The sequence below is a fragment of the Pontibacter liquoris genome (assembly GCF_022758235.1).
GTDB lineage: Bacteria > Bacteroidota > Bacteroidia > Cytophagales > Hymenobacteraceae > Pontibacter > Pontibacter liquoris.
The window spans coordinates 2,945,522-2,967,372 of sequence record NZ_JALEBG010000001.1 but is presented as its reverse complement, the minus strand read 5'-3'; the positions used below and the strand labels follow the sequence as shown (position 1 = coordinate 2,967,372).

Genomic DNA, 21,851 nt, shown 5'->3' with positions numbered 1-21,851 from the left:
AAACTTTACCCTTATACGATTTAAATACAGGAGCTATGAATTACACAGAGAACTTTGAAGGCATAAAATTAGATGTGCAGGCCGTGGATATTTCTATTTCGGATGGCATCCAGCAAAGTGTACGCGACACCATCAGCAAGATAAAGCGCTTTACCAAGAACATTGATTCAGTGGATGTATACTTCAAAGAAGAAGCCAGCCAGTCCACTAATCAGAAAAGTGTGCGGATGCGCGTAGGCGTGCCCGGCAATGATTTGTTTGCACAGGACGAAGGCGATAACTGGTACGAGCTGCTGAAGAATGTGGAAGAAAAACTCAGACGCCAGCTCGAAAAAAGATAAGGATAGACACGTACAAAAAAGGCGCTGCTTCGGTAGCGCCCTTTTTCTTCTACCATTGCAAAAAAACAAAACGCCTTCCTGCTACACGTGCAGGAAGGCGTTTATACTGACAGGCTTGTTATACTTACCCGAAGATCTCGTTGAGCAAACCGGCCAGGTGCACGCCGCCTTTCAGCAATTGCTCGTTCAGGGTGGCCAGGTGGTCGTAGTTATACTTGTAGCTCAGCTTTTGTTCGGGCTGCAGCTCGGCGTAAAGTTTGTTGCTGATCTGGTAGGAGTCGAAGAGCCACTGGCTGACCGGCTGCTGCTGCCAGGCTTTGCGCTGGGCTTTGGTGGTGTGGTTCAGGGCCGTGCTGTATTCGGTGTAGCTGAGTTCCTGGCTCTCGACAAGCTGCTCGTCCCAGAGGCGGTGCAGGTTGGTGGGCTGGTTAAACCAGAAAAGCTTGATCTTGTTGCCGCCTAGATCTTCGGCGTGCCCCGTATGCATGGGCTGGTGTATGTCGCCGGCCAGGTGCACAAGCAGGCGCAGGTACATTTGCTGTTTTTCTTTGGGCAGCTGCTTGTTCTTCAGCTCCTTTACCAGAAAGGTCAGCTTGGTATAGGCATCTGTCACTGTATCCTGGGCAAGGTAGCGGCCCATCTGGTCGTAGGTAAGCCCCTGTTCAAAATTAACATAATGCCACGGTCCGAGGTAATCGTAGGCCGGGTCAGACTTCACAAAATCCGCCCAGTTACTAGCGATGGCCAGCGATTCGGTGCCCAGAATTTTGCGTACCTGCTTTTCAGCCTTGCGGCTTAGGTTGCGCTCTGCAATTTCGCCTACAATGCGGTGCCCCAGCAATCCCCAGGCCATGGACTGGAACGGAAGGTAGCAGAAAAGGCCTGCCAGCAGTAATTTTTTAAAGGTGCTCAATGCCATGAAAGTGCGTGCTAAAGTTGATTGGTTACGTATGGATGCAAAAGTAGGGAAGTATAGCCGGAAGTTTAAATAATTAGCAGGTAAATGCGTTAAGTATAAATCATACTTGGAAGCGTGCAGCTGTCAGGCTGCTCTGGCTTCAGCTCCTTGCCCAATACCCGGAATGCTGTTTTTTTCAGCGATATACACGTAAAAGTGAGCACTTGCTGCAGGGTTACTTGCCTGATTAAAGTATTTTTCTTAAACTTAGAGGATGTTTGAACATGTAAGCGAACGCCTGCCGATAGCGCTCACAGGTATGGCCGGTGCCCTCCGCCCCGGATGTATGCCTGGTCCCCGCGTTGTTGCGGACTTTTTGCCGGTAAGTGTCTCCGGCTGATCTTGTTTTACCTGCTATAACAGCCTTATCTTAGTACCCGCTTTCATAGACCATTGCCTAAAAAACCCTTATCAACATGATAAATAAGAATGCAGTAAACAAGCTTCTCTCCGTGCTGGTGATGAGCATTGTATTGCTTAGCTCGTGTAGCAGCAAACGCTCCGAGAAGCCTAAGATCCTGGTTTTCAGTAAGACCAGCGGCTGGCATCATACCTCCATCCCGGCCGGAAATGCAGCCCTTCTGAAGCTGGGAGCCGAAAATGGCTTTTTGGTGGACACCACCACCAACCCTGCTTTTTTTAACGAAGATACCTTAAAGCAGTACAGCGCCGTAGTGTTTCTGAACACCACCGGCGAGGTGCTCAACAACTACCAGGAAGCCGATTTTGAGCGCTACATTCAGGCGGGCGGCGGCTTTGTGGGCATCCACTCGGCTACCGATACTGAGTATAACTGGGGCTGGTATGGTCGGCTGGTAGGTGGCTACTTTAACGGCCATCCGCAGATCCAGGAGGCTGTGATCAAAGTGGTGGACAAAAAGAACCCGGCCACGGAGCACCTGCCCGATACCTGGAAGCGCACCGACGAATGGTATAACTTCAAGCAGCTGAACCCCGACAACAAGGTGCTGCTCACGATTGATGAAAGTACCTACCAGGGCGGCACCAATGGCGCCAACCACCCCATGGCCTGGTACCACGACTTCGACGGCGGCCGCGCATTTTATACTGCACTGGGCCACACCGATGAGTCTTACCAGGACCCTTTGTACCTGAAGCATATTTTAGGAGGCATCCAGTATGCCATCGGCCATAACCTGGAAGGCGATTATGGCCAGGTGAAAACGCAGCGGGTGCCGGAAGAAAACCGTTTTGTACGGACGGAGCTATCGGTAGGCAAGTTTTTTGAGCCCACCGAAATGACGATCCTGCCGGATGAGGATATCCTGGTGGCGCAGCGCCGCGGCGAGCTGATGCTCTACGATCATAAGACGAAAGACGTAAGGCAGGTAGGCGCGCTGGATGTATACTATAAAACAGGCATCGATGGCGTGAATGCCGAGGAAGGTATTTTAGGCCTGGCCGCCGACCCGAACTTTAAAAAGAACAACTACATTTACATGTTCTACAGCCCGGCCGATACGTCGGTGAACCGCCTTTCGCGGTTTGTTTTCAAAAACGGGAAGCTCGACAACGCATCCGAAAAGGTGATGCTGCAGTTCTATTCGCAGCGCCAGATCTGCTGCCATACCGGCGGCTCCATTACCTTCGGGCCTGGCAACATGCTTTACTTGTCTACCGGCGATAACTCGACACCTTTTGATGAGAAGAACCAGGCTTATGTCAGCCATGGCTACGCGCCGCTGGACGATCGCCCGGGCCACGAGCAGTTCGACGCCCGTCGTTCCTCCTCTAACTCCAACGACCTGCGTGGCAAGATCCTTCGCCTGAAAATAAATGAAGATGGCACCTACGATATCCCGGACGGCAACCTGTTCCCGAAGGGCACGGCTAACACGCGTCCCGAGATCTATACCATGGGCCACCGCAACCCGTACCGCATTTCGGTAGATCAGAAGAATGGCTTCCTGTATTGGGGCGAAGTAGGACCGGATGCCGCTGCAGATAGCCTGGAAACGCGCGGACCCAAAGGCTATGATGAGGTGAACCAGGCCCGCAAAGCCGGCTATTTCGGCTGGCCGCTGGTAATTGGCAATAACTATCCTTACCACGAGTATAACTACGGCACCGGTAAGTCCGGGGCGGCTATTAACCCGGCCAGGCCCGTAAACAACTCGGCCAACAATACCGGTATTAAGCAGCTTCCGCCCGCGCAGCCGGCTTTTATCTGGTATCCTTACAATGATTCTCCTGACTTTCCGGAACTAGGCTCCGGCGGCCGCAACGCCATGGCGGGCCCGGTATACTATACCGATATGTTTCCGAAAGAGACGCGCTATGCCGACTACTACAACGGCAAGCTGTTTATCTACGACTGGATCCGTAACTGGATAAAAGTGGTAACCATGACACCAAACGGCGACCTGGATAAGATCGAGCCGTTTATGCCGGGCACAAAACTTCATAGTCCGATCGATATGGAAGTGGGTCCGAATGGCAAAATTTACGTGCTCGAATATGGCTCCGGCTGGTTCTCCAAGAACGATGATTCCGGCCTTTCCCGCATCGATTACCTGGCCGGAAACCGTCCGCCGAAAATTACGGAGCTGACCGTGGACAAGACCAGCGGCAAATTGCCTTTAACGGTAACAGCCAACGTAAACGTGAGCGACCCTGAAAAGGACAAGCTGCGCTATATCTGGCAGGTAGATAAAACCACGAAAGAAACCACTACCCCCACGCTGGCTTATACTTTTAAAGAAGCCGGCGACCACGCCATCAGCGTAAAGGTGCTGGATGAAGAGAAAGCGGAAGCCGAAAGCAGCGTAACCACCGTGTATGCCGGCAACGAGCAGCCCAAGGTGGCCATAGCCCTGCAGGGCAGCCCTAGTTTCTACTTTGGCAACAGCCCTGTAAAATACGCGGTAAGCGTAACAGATGCCGACGGCAACGTGGACATGAAAAACCTGTATGTATCCACGGATTATATTACGGGCAGAGACCTGGCCGGCGCTTCGATGGGCCATCAGGTGGTTTCGGCTGAGATCCTGGGCAAGAACCTGATGCTGAGCCTGGATTGCAAAGCATGCCATGCCATAACGGAGAAATCCATTGGCCCGGCGTATACCCAGGTAGCCAAGCGTTACCAGAACAACCCCAAGGCCATGGACCACCTGACCAACAAGATCATCAAAGGCGGAAGCGGGGTATGGGGAGAAGCCAATATGCCGGCGCATCCTAACCTGAGCCAGGCAGATGCCCGCCAGATCGTGCAGTGGGTTATGTCGCTGAACGATGCCGGAAAAGCAAAACAATCGCTGCCAGCCACAGGCGCGGTGGTGCCGAAAGTGGATCCGAAGCAACAGCAGAACTCCGTGATCAAGCTGGCCGCTACCTACACCGATCAGGGTGGGGCTGGCGTACGTCCGCTCACCGATTCAAAAGTGATCTACCTGCGCAGAAGTACGCTGCAGCCCGGCGACTTCAGCGAAGCCAAAGGCTTTGCCGGCAAAGAAAGAGATGGCGGCCATTACGCTATTTTCCCGGCAGAAGAAGGATGGCTGCAGGTGCAGCAGATCGACCTGGCCGGCATCAGCAGCCTCCAGCTCAATGCGCTGAGCGATGGCAGCACGAGCCGCTACAAAATAGAGGTACACCTGGGCAAGCCGAACGGTAAAAAGATCGGTGAAAGCGAAATAGCGTTCAGCAAGGACAGTAAAGTAACCACCACTATTCCGTTGCAGGCTACCGGCGGCAAACCGGAAGATGTGTACATTGTGGTGCGCCCGATGGGGGCCGCTGAAGGCAACAAACCGCTCCTGCAAACGGTGCAGTTCATAGCCGGCGCTAACTCCTGATCTGGCTGACTAAAAACGAAATCTTTTTTTATTTTAAAAACGGCCCTGCTTCTTTCCGGAGCAGGGCCGTTTTGTTTTATAGGTTCGGGTAGCCCTGCCATACTTTCGGGGCAGTTTAATTCAACCATTCTCTCTTTCCGGCGGTACACTAGGGGTAAACCAATTGCTTATGATGCCACAACCCGACAACCCGACCCTGCTATATGTGACCAACCCCATGTGTGCCTGGTGTTACGGATTTACGCCTGTCGTGCGCCGGCTGCGGGCCCTCTGGCATGGCCGCCTGAATGTGCGGGTGCTGCCGGGCAACCTGCAGGCGCATGCTTCCGAGCCACTGCTGCCGGAGCAAAAGCAACAGCTGGCCCTGAGCTGGCACCGGGTGCAGGAGCGCACGCAACTACCCTTCGATTATCGCTTTTTTTTGCAGCCCAACTTTGTTTATAACACGGAACCTGCCTGCCGCGCCCTGCTTTGCGTGCGCCTGTTGCGCCCGGTGCTTACCTTGGAGGTTTTGCGGGCCATGCACTCTGCATTTTACGCCGATGGCCTGGATCTGACAGACACAGCTGTGCTGGTGCGCCTGGTGGGCCTGTTCGGCATTTCCGAAAACCTGTTTCTCACCCTCTTCGAGTCGGAGGAAATCATGGGGCAGTTGGAGGAAGAGTTTGACTATGTGGCGCAGATCGGGGGCAACCGCTTTCCGAGTGTCTTCCTGGCTACCGCGCATGGGGCGGAGCTGTTAACGCAGGGTTTCTGTGCCCTGGATGAGCTGGAACAGCGCTTGCTCCTGCGGCTGGAACGGCGATAGGGTGCAAGGGACTGTTTTGCCGGCACCTTCCTCTTTTCTGCTCTTCCCAACACCGTAGAATCGTGGTGCTAACCTGCTGAGAATAGTATAAATAGGGGTTAATTTAGTTGAAAAAGAAGCTGTTGCCTTTTGTTATAATATTAAAAATTCCTTATATTTGAGCATTAAAGTTCTTTCGCTTTACAAGAGCTTTTACCTTTATGAGAAGCAAGGCAACAGCAAACCAGGTCGACGATTATCTCGAAAAACTTACTCCTGAAAAAAGATTATTGGCACAGGAAGTCCGGCGTATTATCCACGGCGCTGTCGCCCACCTGGAAGAATGCGTGCGGTGGGATAGCGCCTGTTATTTTTTCTATGGACCGGTGTGTTATTTTGCCTCTTCGCGCAGTGGTATCCACTTCGGCTTTTTCCGCGGAAAGGAGCTCTCTGATTCGGCCCGCCGCCTGGTGAGCCGCAACGGCCAAACCCCGCATATTAAGATCCGCACCCTCGAAGACATCAACGAAGGCTACTTTGCTGACCTGGTGCGCGAGGCAGTGTTGCTCAATCAAAACTAAATAAGCGGGCCGCAGCTCTGGTGGCTGCCTTCCTGGCCTGGTACTTCCAGTTCTATGGTTACATGGCTGATGGCCATCTCAGCCATGGCTGCCCGCACCTGTTGCTTTATCGCTTCTCCTTCCTGCAGTGGCAGGTCTGCAGCAACCACGGCATGCAAGGTAAGGATGTGGTAGCTGCCATCCAGCGTCCAGGCATGCAAGTCGTGCACCGAGCGGATGCCGGGCAACTTCTCCAGCTGTTCCTGCACCTGCGCCATGTCCAGTTGTAGGGGAGTGCCTTGCAGTAATATCTTCATACTCTGGCGCAGATTCCGGATCACATTGTAGAGCACATACCCCGTGATGCCCAGCGAGAGCAAAGGGTCAATCACCGGGAAATCAAAAAAGTAGAGGATAATACCGCCCACCAGTACGGCCACCCAGCCTAACACATCCTCCAGCAAATGCAGCCGCACCACGCGCTCATTGAGCGAACTGCCACCTTTCAGGCGCAGAACCGCCGCCCCGTTTACTACAATACCCAGCACCGCAAAGCCCATCATCCCGGTGGCATTAACCGGCTCGGGATGAAAGATGCGCGGAATAGCATTATACAGCACCACAATGGAGCCTACCAGCAGCACTACCGAATTGATCACAGCTCCCAACAGCGAAAAGCGCTTGTAGCCAAACGTATAATGCTGGTCGCGACCGCGCCTTGCCAACTTTTCAAAATACCAGGCTAGCCCCAGCGACAATGAATCGCCCAGGTCGTGCAGCGCATCCGACAAAATCGCCATGCTGTTGATCCACAGGCCGCCAACCAACTCCAGGACCGTAAAGCCCAGGTTCAGGAAAAAAGCTACTTTAATGTTTTGGCCGGCATGATGGTGATGGTGGTCTGAATGGTCGTGGTGTGCGTGTGCCATATTTGATGAAACGGTATACTGAAGCCATAGGATATGCCCGCCAGGAGCCGGCAACAACAGCGTAAGCTAGTAAATTTAACGCTGCTTCGTACATTTACACGACCGGCAAGTATAAAAAGGCAAAATAGCAGCCTTTGCCCTGCAGCCCAAATTGAGACACGCATGAGAATATTGCTGATTGAGGATGAGCCCAAAGTAGCTTCTTTTATCAAAAAAGGGCTGGAGGAACAGACCTATGAGGTGGACCAGGCCTACGATGGCACGTTTGGCGTAAAGCTGGCGCTGCAGCACGACTACGACCTGGTGCTGCTCGACATCATCCTGCCCCATATGAGCGGGCTGGATGTGTGCCGCGAGATCCGCAGGCACAACCCCGGCATTGCCATCCTGATGCTGACTGCCCTGGGCACGACCGATGATAAAATTACCGGCCTGGATGCCGGCGCCGACGACTACCTGACCAAGCCTTTCGAGTTTAAAGAACTGCTGGCCCGCATCCGGGCGCTTACCCGCCGCGGCTCGGAAAGCAGCAATGGCGAAAAACTAAGTATAGCCGATCTGGAAATGGACCTGGTGAAGAAAACCGTCACCCGCGGCGGCAACCCCATCAGCCTGACCGCCCGCGAATTTGCCCTGCTTTACTTCCTGCTGCGCAACCAGAACAGGGTGGTGTCGCGGGTGGATATTACCGAACAGGTATGGGAAACATCCTTTGATACGGGTAGCAACGTGATAGACGTGTACATCAACTTCCTGCGTAAAAAGATTGACAAAGGGCACCAGACCCGGCTGATCCATACTTTGGTGGGCATGGGGTACGTGCTCAAAGTACAGGAGGAAGCATGACGATCCGCTCGAAGCTAACCCTGCAGTTTGCCAGCATTTTTGCCCTGATCCTGGTGCTGTTTTCGCTGGTGATTTACTACTTCACCTCCCTATACCGGCAGGATGATTTTTATAAGCGCATCGAGCGCCGCGCCTACATCATGGCGCATCACTTTTTAGAAGCCGACGAGGTAGATGCCACCAAGCGGCACCACAACGAGGTGTTGTACTACCAGGTGCTGCCGCATGAGGCGGTGCGCATTTACCGCACGGATGGCCGTTTATACCTGGCGGAAGGCGAAGGCAACCTGGGGGTGGACCGCAGGCAACTGGCCGAGATCGTGCAGAAAAAAGAAGTGCGCTTTTCGGAAGGCGTGCGGCAGGTGGTCGGTATCTATTACCCGGATAACGAGGGTGATTTTGTGGTGCTTTCTTCTTCCGTAGACGAGTACAGTTTGCAGAAACTGCAGCACCTGGAAGTGATCCTGGTGGTGGGCTTCCTGGGGTCGATGGTGGTGGTGCTGCTGGCCGGCTGGGTCTTTTCGAAACAAGCCATGCGCCCCATCATCAAGGTGGTGAGTGAGGTGGAAAAGATCAGCGCCTCGGACCTGCACATGCGTCTGAGCAATGCCGCGGGTAAAGACGAGGTGTCGCACCTGGCCCAGACTTTTAACAAGATGCTCGACCGCCTGGAGCTGGCTTTCGAGATGCAGAGCACTTTTGTGTCTAATGCCTCGCACGAGCTGCGCACGCCACTCACCGCCATGATGGGCGAGTTGGAAGTGGCCCTGATGAAACCGCGCGAGCCGCAGGAATACCGGCGCGTGCTGCAATCCATCCTCGAAGATGCCCGCTTGTTGACCGAGCTCTCCAACGGCCTGCTACAGATTGCGCAGGCAAGTATAGACGCCTCCAAGATAAAGCAGCATTACCTCCGTTTTGATGAGCTGGTATGGATGGCCCGCGAGCAAGCGTTAAAACGCCAGCCCAATGCCCGCATCGAGATCGACTTTGCCAATGTGCCCGAGGAGGAAGACCGCCTGGTGGTGAAGGGCAACGAAGCACTGCTGCTGATCGCGGTAGTGAATGTGCTGGAAAACGCCCTGAAATTCTCGCCGCAGGACCGGCGCAGCATAAGTTGCCAGCTGGAAGTATCGCGCCACGAGATAGCCTTGCGGGTGCGGGACAAAGGCCTCGGCATTATGCCCGAAGACCTGAAGCATGTGTTCGTGCCTTTTTTCAGGGCTGAGAACGTGCGCAACATCACCGGACACGGGATCGGGCTGCCCCTGGCCGAGCGCATCCTGAAACTGCACCGCGGCACCATTTCCGTGGATTCTAAAATAAGCGAAGGGACCGAAGTCACCATCACCCTGCCGCAGGCCTATACCTTTATTCCGCCCGCCCGCTGATTTTAATCGGATTTTAATGTGGTTTTAATTCCGGCTTAATGTGGCCCCGGTAAGTTTGTAACAGAAAGGCTGCGGAGGCAACAACTCCCTGCCATACTTACAAACACTAGCATTAGTCGGAATACAGATGAAAGAAAATACAAATTTACCGGGTTATCTGGCCAATCTCGGGAAGGACATACCTGCCGGACTGGTGGTCTTTTTTGTCGCGCTGCCGCTTTGCCTCGGCATCTCGCTGGCCTCCGGGGCGCCGCTCTTCTCGGGCATTGTGACCGGCATTGTGGGCGGCCTGGTGGTAGCCTGGCTCAGCGGCTCCCAGCTTAGCGTGAGTGGCCCGGCCGCCGGCCTTACCGTGATCGTGCTGAACGGCATCGAAACGCTGGGCTCCTTTGATGCTTTCCTGCTGGCGGTGGTGCTGGCGGGTGTCATTCAACTGGGGCTGGGCTTTTTTAAGGCCGGCATTATCGGGTTATACTTCCCATCGTCCGTTATCCGGGGCATGCTGGCTGCCATTGGCCTGATCCTGATCCTGAAACAGATCCCACATTTTCTGGGTGCCGATGAAGATTTCTTTGGCGAGATGCAGTTCTTCCAGCCGGACGGCCGCACCACGTTTTCTGAGATCGGCCATGCCTTTGCCAGCATTGAACTAGGCGCGTTGCTGATCGGCGTTATCTCGCTGGGGCTGCTGCTGGTCTGGGATCAGCCTGCCTTAAAGCGCTTTAAGTTCTTTAAGCTGATACCAGGTGCGCTGGTGGTGGTGTTGCTCTCTATCGGGATCAATGCGCTGTTCGTTCACTTTATGCCGGCGCTTGCCGTGGCAAGCAGCCACCTGGTAAAACTGCCGGTAATCGACGGCCTGGGTGACCTGAGCAAAGAGCTGCGCTTTATGAGCTTCGATCAGATCACCAATCCTGCCCTGTATGTGGTGGCCTTTACCATTGCCATTGTGGCCAGCCTGGAAACCTTGCTGAGCGTGGAAGCCGTGGATAAGCTGGACCCGCACAAGCGCCGCAGCAATACCAACCGCGAACTAAAGGCACAGGGCATCGGCAACATGGTGAGCGGCCTGCTGGGTGGCCTGCCTATGACGGCGGTGATCGTGCGCAGCTCGACCAACGTGGCCGCAGGCGGGCAAACGCGGGTAGCCGCTTTTGTGCATGGGGTTTTCCTGCTGCTGTCGGTGTTGTTTCTGGCCGCTTTCATGAATCAGATCCCGCTCTCGGCACTGGCGGCCGTGCTGCTCATCGTGGGCTTTAAACTCACCAAACCAAGCCTGTACAAAGGGCAGTTTAAGCTGGGTTGGGAGCAATTTATACCTTTCCTAGTAACGGTGGTGGCCATATTATTCACAGACCTGCTGGTTGGTATCAGTGTGGGACTGGCCGTGGGGGTAATCTACATCCTGAAAGCCAATTACAAATCGCCATACTTTTACCACAAGGAAGAGCATGTAGACAGCGAGAAGATCCGAATCAGGCTTAGCGAGCACGTTTCGTTTCTGAACAAGGCCAGCATCATCCTTACCCTCGACCACCTACCCGCAAACAGCCACGTGGTGATTGACGGCGAAAGCTCCGAGTTTATCGATTACGACGTGCTGGAGGCCATCCATGAATTCAGGAAGACAGCCCACGAGCGCAACATAAATGTAGAATTGCTGAATGTGCCGGAAGTGCAGGTAATGGAAATGCATTAACCCGTAGCCGGAACCTGACAGCAAAAAGAGAAAAATCAAACGAACTATTTATACTTTGATCCTGCCTGCTTATACTTGAACTATCTTTTCGGCCAAACAACAGTGGCGCGTTCAGGGTTTAAGGAGAAGAGGCCGGGGGTGGCACTTAATTATCAAAAACAAAATGGAGAAAATTTTTGAGAACAATAAAAAATGGGTCGCGCAGAAGCTGAGCGAGGACGAAAATTATTTTGCCAACCTGGCGCAGGGCCAGGAGCCGCGCTACCTCTTTATTGGGTGTGCCGACAGCCGCGTGCCGGCAGGCGAGATAACAGGCACAGGTCCGGGTGAGATGTTTGTGCACCGCAACATTGCCAACATGGTGGTGCATACCGATATGAACCTGCTCTCGGTGCTGCAGTATGCCGTGGAAGTACTCAAGGTTAAAGATATTATTGTATGCGGGCACTACGGCTGCGGCGGGGTAGCGGCGGCTGCCAGCAACAAGCAATTCGGCCTGATCGACAACTGGCTGCGCAACATCAAAGACGTGATGCGCCTGCACGAGCGCGAGGTGATGAGCATCTATGATGAGGAAACACGGTTGCGCCGGCTGGTGGAACTGAATGTGATCGAGCAGGTGCACAACCTCTACCAGACCTCCATTATCCAGAATGCCCTGAAAACGGCAACGCCCCCAAAGGTGCATGGCCTGGTGTATGATATCCGCGAAGGACTGTTGCGTGACCTTAACATTGATGTGAGAACCTTTCAGCGCTACGACCACATTTACAGCCTGCAGGGCAAAACGGTGGACCAGCAAGCAAAACAGCAAGCAGCAAAGTAACTATCCCGCCAGCTTTTAGCCAATAAAAAAAGTCCTGCCCAATCTGGGCAGGACTTTTTTACAGGTAGACGAATGTGGGCTTAGTACCCGGTCGTATAACTCAGCGTAAGCTGGAAGCCGGCGTTGCGGCGCGATTTTCCTTCCAGTGCGCCTTCATCGTCAATGTCTTTTATACCGCCGTTGTAGCGCAGGCCAATGCCCAGGCCGCTTGCCGTGCGGTAGCCCAGCCCGGCCGCGTAGCCAAAGTCGATAGGGTAGGGGTTGTCGGTAATGTCTACTTCGGTTTTGGTGGTAGTGGTGCGGCTGCCTGAGATGGTGGTTGTCTCGTTTATCTGCTTGCCCTTGAGCAGAAACGACGCCTGTGGCCCGAGCTCAAAGAAAAGCCCGTTCAGCTGCACGCTCAGCAGCACCGGAATATCGAGGTAGTTGAGGCGGGTGCGGCTTTCGATGGTGTTGCCATCCAGCGTGTTTTCTATTTTGCCGCCTTTGGAAGTATACAGCACTTCTGTCTGGATGCCGATGAGCTCATTTACACCCTGGCGGGCCAGCACGCCTACTGTGTAAGCAGGGCGATATTCATACTTGCCGGCATCCTCTCCTTTAAAGGTGGTGTAATTCAATCCTCCCTTCACGCCGACACTTTGTGCGGTGGCGGTGCCTGCCATCAGGGCAAACAAAACTCCCGTTACGAGCTTCTTCATAATAAGTCTAAAAAGTAGTAATTAAGGCGGCGGCCCAGATGCCGCAACGCCGGCGCAAAAGTATAAAAAGACGGCGGCAGTGGCAGCATAAAATGTAAAAAGCCCCGCTACCAGGTAGCGGGGCTTTTTGTGTGGCGATACAGCCACTATTCTAAGGTATAAAACGAGAGTGCTTACCGTTTAAAAACGGCAGGCAGGCGTTTTCTACCACTCGTAGTCTCTGCGTGAAGAGGAGCCGTAAGAGTAGGGAGGGCCGCTATAGCTGCTGCCGGAATAATTGCTGCTGCTGCCGTAACGGTTAGAGTCGTAATCCCTGTCCCGTATCTCATCTCTTCTTCTTCTGCGTTCTGCATCATCATCGCCGAACCAGGACTTTATCTCATCGCCCGCTCTGTCGAAGAAACCGCGGTCATTGCGGTCACGGTCGCTGTCAGAATAGCGGTTGGAAGAGCTGTAACGGTTGCGGTCGTAATCGGTGTTATACGAAGAGGAGCCGTAGCCTGATCCGTAGTTTGAAGAGCCATAACCTGAGGAGGAACCATAGCCCGAGCCATAGTTATCGCGGTCGTACGAAGAGCGTCTGTAAGTATCTCTTTCGTTATCGTTTGTCATATTATCCCAGGCATTGGAAACGCGGTCTTTGGTGCGCTCCCAGGCATTCTCCATCTTGTTGCCGGCGCGGTCCCAGCTGCTGTTGTCGTTATCATAGTTGCTGTAGCGGCTGCCGGATGAGCCATAGCCTGAACCGTAGCGGTCTTGATTGCCATAGTTGCCGCTGTAGCTGGAGCCGGAACCATACGAGCCCGAACCGGATCCGTAACCCGAGCCATAGTTGGAGCTGGAGCCATACGTAGATCCTGTGCCGCTTCCGTAGCTGGCGCCGTAAGAGCCGGAGCCATACGAAGAGTCGCCGTAGTAGTTAGAGCCACCATAGCCGGAGTTGGCACTCGAATCGCGGCCGGAGCCGAAGCCTTCAGTACGGTTGCTACCGAAGCTGTTGCTGCGGTTTCTGCTGGAAGTGTCGTAATCATTGGAATAATAATTACGTCCCGAGCCCTTTGTTTCAGAGCGGGTATTTTCATTGTAGGGGTTATACCCCGAGTTCTCATAGCTTCTCATAGCTTATTAGGTTTTATGGAAAAATAATTTCAATAATTACCACAGCACCAAGGCCGTAGTGTGTTTTTTTACGGCTATAAAACCTTAAAGTTATATTACAGGCAGTTCCGGCTTTTAATGCTCCTGGCTTTGCCTGTTATGTATAAAGCTGGCATTAAGTTGGTTACATAACATAAGAAGTAGAGCTGCCCCTGAATTGCACCACTTATAAGCAGCTGGTTTTGGCGGCTTATACCTGTGTTGGTTGGTTCGGCTGCCAAACACTTGTTAAACAAGGCTGAAACGATTTGCGGGTGCGGCTTGTTGGCTGAAATAAGGTATACCGGATTGTATTTATTTTGTGTCCATTATATTAAAAATTAAACTTACCTTGTACCTTAGCGTCAGCATGTTCCGGCTTGTTTTAGTAGCCTGTTGGCTGATATGGCAGAAGGAAGTATAACCTTAGCTTTGTAATGATGAACATAAAAACGATGCTGTCCTCTTTGGCTGTTGTGGGTGCCCTGGCGCTTACAGCGTGTGAGGATCTGTTTGAGAACGGAAGCCTGAAGCCGGATGGATCGAACCCCAGTATTACCATAAACAACCCGGCCAATAACCAGGTTGTAGCGGCTACGCAGGGGCTGCGCGTCAATATCACAGCCGTAGACAAAGACGCCTTTAAAGAGATCGGTTTTCTGGTGGAGGGCGGTGCCGGCGAAGCGCCGTTGGTGCGCTTTCAGAAAGCAACCGATAACCGCGTGCTGGAATTTGATACCCTGGTTTCACTCACCGGCGTAGCGCCCGGTACCTATACCTTATCGATCAACGCAACAGATAAGCGCACCAACGTTACCCAAAAACAAGTTAGCTTTACCGTAAAATAAAGGGTAACAGGGGTTATAGCAGGGGCTGTCTGAGGCTACGTTTTAGACTTCCGGCTATACTTGCTAGCAGCCATTTATGGTTTATACCTTGGCTTTACTTGGTTATAGCCTTTCTCCTCCGGTTTATACTTGCTGCTATACTTGATAGCAGCTGCCTTGCATTCAATTCTGTTTTCCTATACACTTATTAGCTAGCTGTATTCCTCAGTCTTATACTTACTTTGTTTCATTTTTAGCTTTGGAGCGCTCCAAGCCCGCGGGGCTCGTCCTTTGGTTGAGCGCTGTGGCGTGAAGCTGCTCCTCGCTGGCGCTGCGGGCTGCCCTTCGGGCACCGCAACACACCAAGGCGCTCAACCCAAGGACTGGGATCTGTTCGATAGCTGAAGTTTATACTTCTGCTTAAGTATAAATTCTCTGTAATCTGTAATCCTTATTTCCCAGCATCATCCTCTTCTTCCCTGCATTTGTCATCCTGAAAGGATACTGTTGGGAGGGAGATGAAGCTAAGGCAACAGCGCTTATAATTTGAAAATTGTTATGCCAAACTCCCCTCCTTAAACAAGGAGGGATAGGGGGGACCCGATACTGCAACGCTTCTACTTCCCGTTCTCCCTCAGCTAAACACCCACTTGGGAGGCAATCATGAGAGGTTACAGCTAATATATTAATGATGTCAGCATCTGCCAATTTGATTGCTCAAAACCGAAAAGATAGTGAGAACAGTTAACCTGGTAAGATGAGGTTTTATACTTTAAAACGTTACTGCAGGCTTGCAGATAGCTTGCGGCGGTTTTCGAACCACTATTCTGCCTCTTCATGTATTATTTACTTTCACGCTTGACGCAGAATCTTGTCCATCTTCCTCCCTTTCGCCAATTCGTCTACTAATTTGTCCAGGTATCTTACTTGTTGTGTTAACGGATTTTCAATTTCTTCTATCCGATAGCCACAAATGACTCCCGTAATCAGGTGCGCATTGGGGTTTAAGTTGGCCTGTGTAAAGAATGTTTCGAAGGTCACGTTCCTGTCAATCAGTTCCTGCAGCTTTTTGTCATCAAAGCCCGTCAGCCAGGCTATTACCTGGTGTAATTCTTCTTTTGTCCGGCCTTTGCGCTCAACCTTTGTGATATAGTGCGGAAAGACGGATGCAAATGTCATTTTTGCGATTTTTGCATCGTGTTCAGGTGTTGTTTTCAAGCTGTTTTATTCTTTATACTTGTTCTTTAATATAATTACTTTCCCGGGGATTGACAGCATCTTTCTCCAACTTTAAGTATAGATGTCTTAAAACGTTTGGCCCGGCTGCAGAAACACAGCAGTCGTATTTGCAGCCGCCTCATACTTACTTTTAAAGCTAAGCAGCATAGGGCAATTTACTGAAGCTTAGCCCCGCAATCCTGATAAGTCATAGCAGAAGGGTAAGGTAGCCAAATGAAAGTATACCTTGTTGAAGAGGTTTAACGTCTGCTTCCGGCAAAGGGCTGCTGATAAATGTCACCTAATGTGTTGCGGATTGTCATTTCGGCGGCAGCACGTTCTGCCGAGCTTTGCCCTTCGATGGTACAGCGCTTTTCGCTAAAACGGCTGGAGGTCTGTACCGCAAAAGTATAACGCATTTGGCTATGAACACGCAGCAAGAAAACCTGATCCTGAAGTATAATGTACCGGCTCCCCGCTACACCAGCTACCCCACCGTTCCGTTCTGGGACAACGAAAAGCCCGCTACCGGCCAATGGATGCAGGTGGTGAAGCGCACCTTTGCCGAGTCGAATGCAGAAAAAGGCATCAGCCTCTACATTCACCTGCCGTTTTGCGAGGCGCTTTGCACCTACTGCGGTTGCAATAAGCGCATCACTAAAAACCATAAAGTAGAGGGCGGCTACCTGCAGGCGGTGCTGAGCGAATGGCGTTTATACCTGGCGCAGTTTCCTGAAAAGCCCGTTATCCGGGAGCTGCACCTGGGCGGTGGAACACCTACGTTCTTCAGCCCGGAGAACCTGCGCATCTTGCTGGAAGGAATATATGAAGGCGCTGAGCTGCACCCCGAAAAAGAATTCAGCTTTGAAGGCCACCCCAATAATACTACTACCGCGCACCTGCAGACCCTCTATGATCTGGGCTTCCGGCGCGTAAGCTACGGCATCCAGGATTTCGACCTGAAAGTGCAGGTAACCATCAACCGCATCCAACCTTACGAAAATGTGCGCATCGCCACCGAGGAAGCCCGCCGGATTGGCTATGATTCTGTTAACTTCGACCTGATCTACGGCTTACCCTACCAGACACTGCAAAGTGTGGGTGAGACCATTGATAAAGTAGCGCGCCTGATGCCGGACCGCATTGCGTTTTACTCGTATGCGCACGTGCCGTGGGTAAGCCCTGGGCAGCGTAGCTACACCGACAAAGACCTGCCCGATAATGCCGAAAAGCGCGCCCTCTATGAACTGGGACTGGCCAAGTTTAAAGCGTTAGGGTATACGGATATCGGCATGGACCACTTTGCGCTGCCACACGATATGCTCTACAAAGCACTGCAGAACAAGGAACTGCACCGCAACTTTATGGGCTACACCACCTGCCAGACGGACCTGATGATCGGCCTGGGCACATCGGCCATCAGCGACGCCAAGTATGGCTATATGCAGAACCAGAAAAAAGTTGAGGCCTACGAGAACGCTGTTGCTGACGGAGAACTGGCTATCCTGAAAGGTCATTTCCTGTCTGCCGAAGACCTGCTGATCAAAGAGGCCATCCTGAGCATTGCCTGCAAAGGAGAACTGAACCTGACCGGCGGAGTGGAGGAGCTCACAGAAACAGAGGCCCAGGCAGAACTGGACCAGATGCAGGACGAAGGGCTGATCCAACTGACTGCGACCGGCCTGCAGGTCACCGAAGCCGGCAAACCGTTTACCCGCAATATCTGCATGGTCTTCGACCGCAAGCTGCGCTACAACGCCAAAGCAGGAGAGCAGGTATTCAGCAAAGCTATTTAGATTTAGTTTTTGCTTATAATTGATCAGGATAGTAGCCTGTATTTGTCTGAATCAGGATTTACAGGATGAAAGAATAGGCAGGATTATACTTTAGCTTACCTCAAAGGCAACGAAGAGGATACTTGAGCCAGGTGCAGTACTTGACAATTTTTTGTTTGAGCGTCAGCGAGTTCAAAATTGTCTTGATTCTTTTGCCTACTTTTCTCATCAAGGAGAAAAGTAGGGCCCAGCCGGCGAGGCGAAAAGCCAGCTAAATGCTTTAAGTTTGATGTATAAGTAAGCTACTTAAATTTAAGTTACCATTTGGCTGTAATTTAACCCATCTTCAGTCTCATCAAGAAGACGTACATTGTTCGTGAACTTTTCTGCTTTGGATGAGCCACAAGCCAGGCGTTAGCTTAGGCAAATTGTGTCATCTCTCCTAGCGTCGAGATGACAGCATTAATGCCCATAGGTTGACGGCTTTGGGCTAGGTTAGGGTATTATAGCCGGTACATTTCACAACAGTAAGTAAGCTAAAGTGTAATCCTGCTTATCCCTGAATCCTGCGAATCCTGATTCAGACAAACTGCAGGCATCCAATCAGTAAACAAAAATATAAACCTCCACCTGGCACAACTAAGAGCCTATCCTGCGCAAGCCATTTAAAAATAGCAAAATCAGAAAAGGCAGGCTACAACGTAACCTGCCTTTTCGCGCTATGTCTACCTGGTGTAGCGCTTACACCTATACTAAAACTAAACACTTAACTTTAAATCAAACTACATGGCCGGTAAGGGCTTTTGTTTTATTTGATGTTACAAAGATAGCGCCTGCCAGGCCTGTTGCTGCTGACAACCATCACCCCGTGTACTGACTTTTGTCATCTTTCCGGCCCTGCCGTGCCGCTACCTTTGTAGTTGAACTATAAAAGGAAAATCCAGATGGAAGCCGCACTCCAAACCGATATCCAGCATTGCTACCATTGCGGGGACACCTGCAATGATGGCCCAATCGAAGCGCACGACAAAGTCTTCTGCTGCGACGGCTGCAAAACCGTGTATGAACTGCTGGAGGAAAACAACCTCTGCACCTACTATAACCTGGAGCAGACCCCGGGCATTACGGGCAAGCAGCCTGTTGCCGAGTCGCGCTTTGCTTACCTGGACGATGCCGGCGTAACGACGCAGCTCATCAGCTTCCGCAACGACAGCATCTGCAAGCTTACTTTATATGTGCCGCAGATGCACTGCAGCTCCTGTATCTGGCTGCTCGAAAACCTGTTCAAGCTCAACCCGGGTGTTTCAGCCTCTACTGTTAACTTCCTGCGCAAAGAGGTTTCCATCACCTACCTGCACCAGCAAACCACGCTCCGTGAGGTGGTGCAGCTGCTGGCCCGCATCGGCTACGAGCCGGCCATTACGCTGGCCGATACCGAAGGCAAAAAAGCTACCAAGCCAAACCGCGGGGTTATCTATAAACTGGGTATAGCCGGTTTTTGCTTCGGCAACGTGATGTTGCTGGCTTTCCCGGATTACCTGGCCGGCGAAGGCATCCAGCAAACGTATGGCCAGTTCTTTGGCTACCTGAGTCTGCTGCTTTCGGTGCCGGTGCTGCTTTTCAGTGCCCGTGGCTTCTTTACAACGGCTTGGCAGGGCATCCGGCAGCGCGTCGTGAACATCGATATGCCTATTTCGCTGGGGCTGGCAGCCCTGTTTCTGGTTAGTGTGTACCAGATCGTTTTTAAGCAGGGAGTCGGCTACCTCGATTCGTTTACCGGCCTGGTATTCTTTATGCTGATCGGCAAATATTTCCAGCAGAAAACCTACGACACGCTTTCCTTCGACCGTGATTATACTTCTTATTTCCCGGTTTCCATTACCGTGCTAAAGGAGCAGGGCCAGGAAGAATCGGTGGCAGTACGCAACCTGCAGGTGGGCGACCGCATCCGCATCCGCAACCAGGAGCTTATACCGGCAGATGCCATCCTGCTGCGCGGCCAGGCCATGATCGACTACAGTTTTGTGTCCGGTGAGTCGGAGCCGGTAGAGAAAGTAACGGGCGAGGTGATCTATGCCGGTGGCCGGCAGGTGGGCGAAAGCATTGAGCTGGAAGTGGTGAAGGAAGTTTCGCAGGGCTACCTGACACAGCTCTGGAACAACGCTGTTTTCTCTAAAAACGAATCGCAGGGAATAGACACGTACGCCAACGTGGCCGCGAAATGGTTTATACTTGCCACGTTTCTGGTAGCCGCCGGTGCCCTCATTTACTGGGTGCCCCGCGATACCGATATAGCCATGAAAGCATTTATTTCGGTGCTGATTATTGCTTGCCCCTGCGCGCTGTCGCTTTCCACGCCGTTTGTGCACGGCAATACGCTCCGCATTTTCGGAAAGAATAAGTTTTACCTCAAAAATACGGCTGTAGTCGAAACGCTGGCTAAGATCGATACCGTGGTTTTCGACAAGACCGGCACACTGACAGAACCTACTGCAGCAGAGCTGGTTTACACAGGAAAGGCGCTGCTGCCGGAGCAGGCACAAAGTATAAAATCGGTGTTGCGCCACTCCACGCACCCGCTTAGCCAGCGCATTTTCCAAAGTATGGCCGGCGAGGTGAAGGAAGTACAGCACTTCCGGGAGCTTACCGGCAAGGGCTTGGTTGGCGAAGTGAACGGCCGCCTGGTGCGGGTTGGTTCTGCGGCTTACCTGGGCGTTCCGGCTGCGAAAGAAGCGCTGAAAACCACCGTGTATGTGTCGGTGGATGGCGTGCTGCTGGGCTTTTATACCTTTTTTAACGTGTACCGCAGCGGCCTGAAGCAGATCCTGCACGAACTGAACGATAAGCAGCTTGCTGTGCTTTCGGGCGATAACGACCATGAGGCAGCCCGCCTGCAGGAGCTGCTCGGGCCGGAGGCCGAACTCAACTTTAGCCAGTCGCCGATGCAGAAGCTGGCCTACATACAGCAGCTCAAAGACGCGAACCGCCATGTGCTGATGGTGGGCGACGGCCTGAACGACGCCGGTGCGCTGCGCCAGAGCGATGTGGGCATTGCCCTAACCAACAGCATCACCAACTTCTCGCCTTCCTGCGATGCCATACTCGATGCCAGTGCTTTTGATAAGCTAAGCCGGTTTATCCGCTTCTCCAAAAAAAGTATGAACATCATCCTGGGGAGTTTCGCCGTGTCGCTGGTGTACAATGCCGTGGGCCTGACCTTTGCTGTGATGGGGCTGTTCTCACCCATCGTGTCGGCCATCCTTATGCCCATCAGTTCGCTTAGCGTGATTTTGTTTGCGACGCTCTCCGTGAGAATAGCAGCAAAGCGGGCAGGGCTGTAAAATAATTGTCTGAATCAGGATTTACCGGATTCTAAGATTTACAGGATTAAAAATAAGTAGGAATTACAAGCTGGCAACAGCCTGTGTCAGGCGTGATTTACCAACGTTATTGAAAATCCTGCTAATCCGATAATCGTGCAAATCCTGCTTCAGACACAAACGAGAGCGTGCGCCCACCGGGAGGTCTTTGGGGCAAGCGCCTTTCGTAATTCGTAATTCTTAATTAAAAAATGCCATGTCTATCATTTTTCTGCTTATCGGTTTCAGTGTAACAGTGGCTGGCTGTTTTCTGGGCGCCTTTTTATGGGCGGTAAAGTCCGGCCAGTTCGACGACGATTACACACCGGCCGTGCGCATGCTTTTCGATAATGAGAGCAGCGGAAAGAAACAGGCTGAACCAAAGAAGTAAGGCCGTTTTCATACCTCTCAGTGTCTTTGTCAGAATCAGGATTTACAAGATTGAAGGATGCACAGGATGTATACTGTCTCAAAAAAAACACAGGTGTTCAGCGCAGCATCACTTGTGCTTGCGCATGCTGGCAGGTATTTATACTTGCGGAAGTGGATTTTGAAAGGGACGGAAGTATAAGGGTCGGCGAACGGGAGTCTGGAGACATCACTTATACTTCGATCCAACTCATACGACACTAATGGGTTGCGCCAGTAAGTATGGCTGCAATGACCTCGCTGGTGCCCA

At 52.3% G+C, this 21,851-nt stretch carries 17 protein-coding genes; 12 read left to right on the top strand and 5 right to left on the bottom strand.

Annotated elements, in window-relative coordinates; translation table 11 throughout:
- Positions 1-35 precede the first annotated feature (35 nt).
- Complete coding sequence (hpf, locus tag LWL52_RS12305) at positions 36-341, top strand: ribosome hibernation-promoting factor, HPF/YfiA family (RefSeq protein WP_242920217.1); 306 nt, start codon at positions 36-38, stop codon at positions 339-341.
- A 124-nt stretch (positions 342-465) separates the two neighbouring features.
- Here the strand turns inward: hpf and LWL52_RS12300 are convergent, their stop codons facing one another.
- The gene (locus tag LWL52_RS12300; RefSeq protein ID WP_242920216.1) at positions 466-1,260 is read right to left on the bottom strand and encodes a S1/P1 nuclease; all 795 of its coding nucleotides are present in this window, start codon (positions 1,258-1,260) and stop codon (positions 466-468) included.
- 455 nt (positions 1,261-1,715) lie between these two features.
- Between LWL52_RS12300 and LWL52_RS12295 the strand changes: the two genes are divergently transcribed.
- From LWL52_RS12295 to LWL52_RS12285, 3 genes are all read left to right on the top strand, one after another.
- A complete protein-coding gene (locus tag LWL52_RS12295; RefSeq protein ID WP_242920215.1) occupies positions 1,716-5,117 on the top strand; it encodes a ThuA domain-containing protein in 3,402 nt (1,133 codons plus the stop codon).
- A gap of 169 nt (positions 5,118-5,286) precedes the next feature.
- A complete protein-coding gene (locus LWL52_RS12290; protein ID WP_242920214.1) occupies positions 5,287-5,925 on the top strand; it encodes a DsbA family protein in 639 nt (212 codons plus the stop codon).
- Positions 5,926-6,125: 200 nt separating this feature from the next.
- Complete coding sequence (locus tag LWL52_RS12285; protein ID WP_242920213.1) at positions 6,126-6,485, top strand: DUF1801 domain-containing protein; 360 nt, start codon at positions 6,126-6,128, stop codon at positions 6,483-6,485.
- Here LWL52_RS12285 and LWL52_RS12280 read toward each other — a convergent pair.
- The gene (locus LWL52_RS12280) at positions 6,482-7,393 is read right to left on the bottom strand and encodes a cation diffusion facilitator family transporter (protein ID WP_242920212.1); all 912 of its coding nucleotides are present in this window, start codon (positions 7,391-7,393) and stop codon (positions 6,482-6,484) included. The genes LWL52_RS12285 and LWL52_RS12280 overlap by 4 nt on opposite strands.
- A gap of 162 nt (positions 7,394-7,555) precedes the next feature.
- Here LWL52_RS12280 and LWL52_RS12275 point away from each other — a divergent pair, with 162 nt between their 5' ends.
- The 4 genes from LWL52_RS12275 (at position 7,556) to LWL52_RS12260 (ending at position 12,155) form a co-directional block, all read left to right on the top strand.
- Positions 7,556-8,239 (top strand): response regulator transcription factor, encoded by a 684-nt coding sequence (locus LWL52_RS12275; protein WP_242920211.1) that lies wholly within the window; start codon positions 7,556-7,558, stop codon positions 8,237-8,239.
- The gene (locus tag LWL52_RS12270; RefSeq protein ID WP_242920209.1) at positions 8,236-9,630 is read left to right on the top strand and encodes a HAMP domain-containing sensor histidine kinase; all 1,395 of its coding nucleotides are present in this window, start codon (positions 8,236-8,238) and stop codon (positions 9,628-9,630) included. Before LWL52_RS12275 ends, LWL52_RS12270 begins: the two co-directional genes overlap by 4 nt.
- Positions 9,631-9,757: 127 nt before the next feature.
- Complete coding sequence (locus tag LWL52_RS12265; protein ID WP_242920207.1) at positions 9,758-11,329, top strand: SulP family inorganic anion transporter; 1,572 nt, start codon at positions 9,758-9,760, stop codon at positions 11,327-11,329.
- A gap of 163 nt (positions 11,330-11,492) precedes the next feature.
- Positions 11,493-12,155 carry a carbonic anhydrase gene (locus LWL52_RS12260; RefSeq protein ID WP_242920205.1) on the top strand — a complete coding sequence of 221 codons (663 nt, stop codon included), beginning with the start codon at positions 11,493-11,495 and terminating at the stop codon, positions 12,153-12,155.
- A gap of 80 nt (positions 12,156-12,235) precedes the next feature.
- Here the strand turns inward: LWL52_RS12260 and LWL52_RS12255 are convergent, their stop codons facing one another.
- Together LWL52_RS12255 and LWL52_RS12250 are read right to left on the bottom strand one after the other, a co-directional pair.
- On the bottom strand, positions 12,236-12,856 hold the full coding sequence (locus LWL52_RS12255) for a porin family protein (protein WP_242920203.1): 621 nt from the start codon (positions 12,854-12,856) through the stop codon (positions 12,236-12,238).
- A 204-nt stretch (positions 12,857-13,060) separates the two neighbouring features.
- Positions 13,061-13,975 carry an SWFGD domain-containing protein gene (locus LWL52_RS12250; RefSeq protein WP_242920201.1) on the bottom strand — a complete coding sequence of 305 codons (915 nt, stop codon included), beginning with the start codon at positions 13,973-13,975 and terminating at the stop codon, positions 13,061-13,063.
- Between the two features lie 455 nt (positions 13,976-14,430).
- On the opposite strand from LWL52_RS12250, the gene LWL52_RS12245 reads away from it, so the two are divergent.
- Entirely contained in the window at positions 14,431-14,841 is a 411-nt protein-coding gene (locus LWL52_RS12245; protein ID WP_242920199.1) for an Ig-like domain-containing protein, read from the top strand.
- Between the two features lie 831 nt (positions 14,842-15,672).
- Here LWL52_RS12245 and LWL52_RS12240 read toward each other — a convergent pair.
- On the bottom strand, positions 15,673-16,038 hold the full coding sequence (locus LWL52_RS12240; protein ID WP_242920197.1) for a DUF2200 domain-containing protein: 366 nt from the start codon (positions 16,036-16,038) through the stop codon (positions 15,673-15,675).
- Positions 16,039-16,463: 425 nt separating this feature from the next.
- On the opposite strand from LWL52_RS12240, the gene hemN reads away from it, so the two are divergent.
- From hemN to ccoS, 3 genes are all read left to right on the top strand, one after another.
- The gene (gene hemN, locus LWL52_RS12235; RefSeq protein ID WP_242920195.1) at positions 16,464-17,834 is read left to right on the top strand and encodes an oxygen-independent coproporphyrinogen III oxidase; all 1,371 of its coding nucleotides are present in this window, start codon (positions 16,464-16,466) and stop codon (positions 17,832-17,834) included.
- 923 nt (positions 17,835-18,757) lie between these two features.
- Positions 18,758-21,154, top strand: a complete 2,397-nt coding sequence (locus tag LWL52_RS12230) for a heavy metal translocating P-type ATPase (protein ID WP_242920193.1) — start codon at positions 18,758-18,760, stop codon at positions 21,152-21,154.
- 235 nt (positions 21,155-21,389) lie between these two features.
- Positions 21,390-21,563 carry a cbb3-type cytochrome oxidase assembly protein CcoS gene (gene ccoS / locus LWL52_RS12225; RefSeq protein ID WP_242920191.1) on the top strand — a complete coding sequence of 58 codons (174 nt, stop codon included), beginning with the start codon at positions 21,390-21,392 and terminating at the stop codon, positions 21,561-21,563.
- The last annotated feature ends 288 nt before the right edge of the window (positions 21,564-21,851 follow it).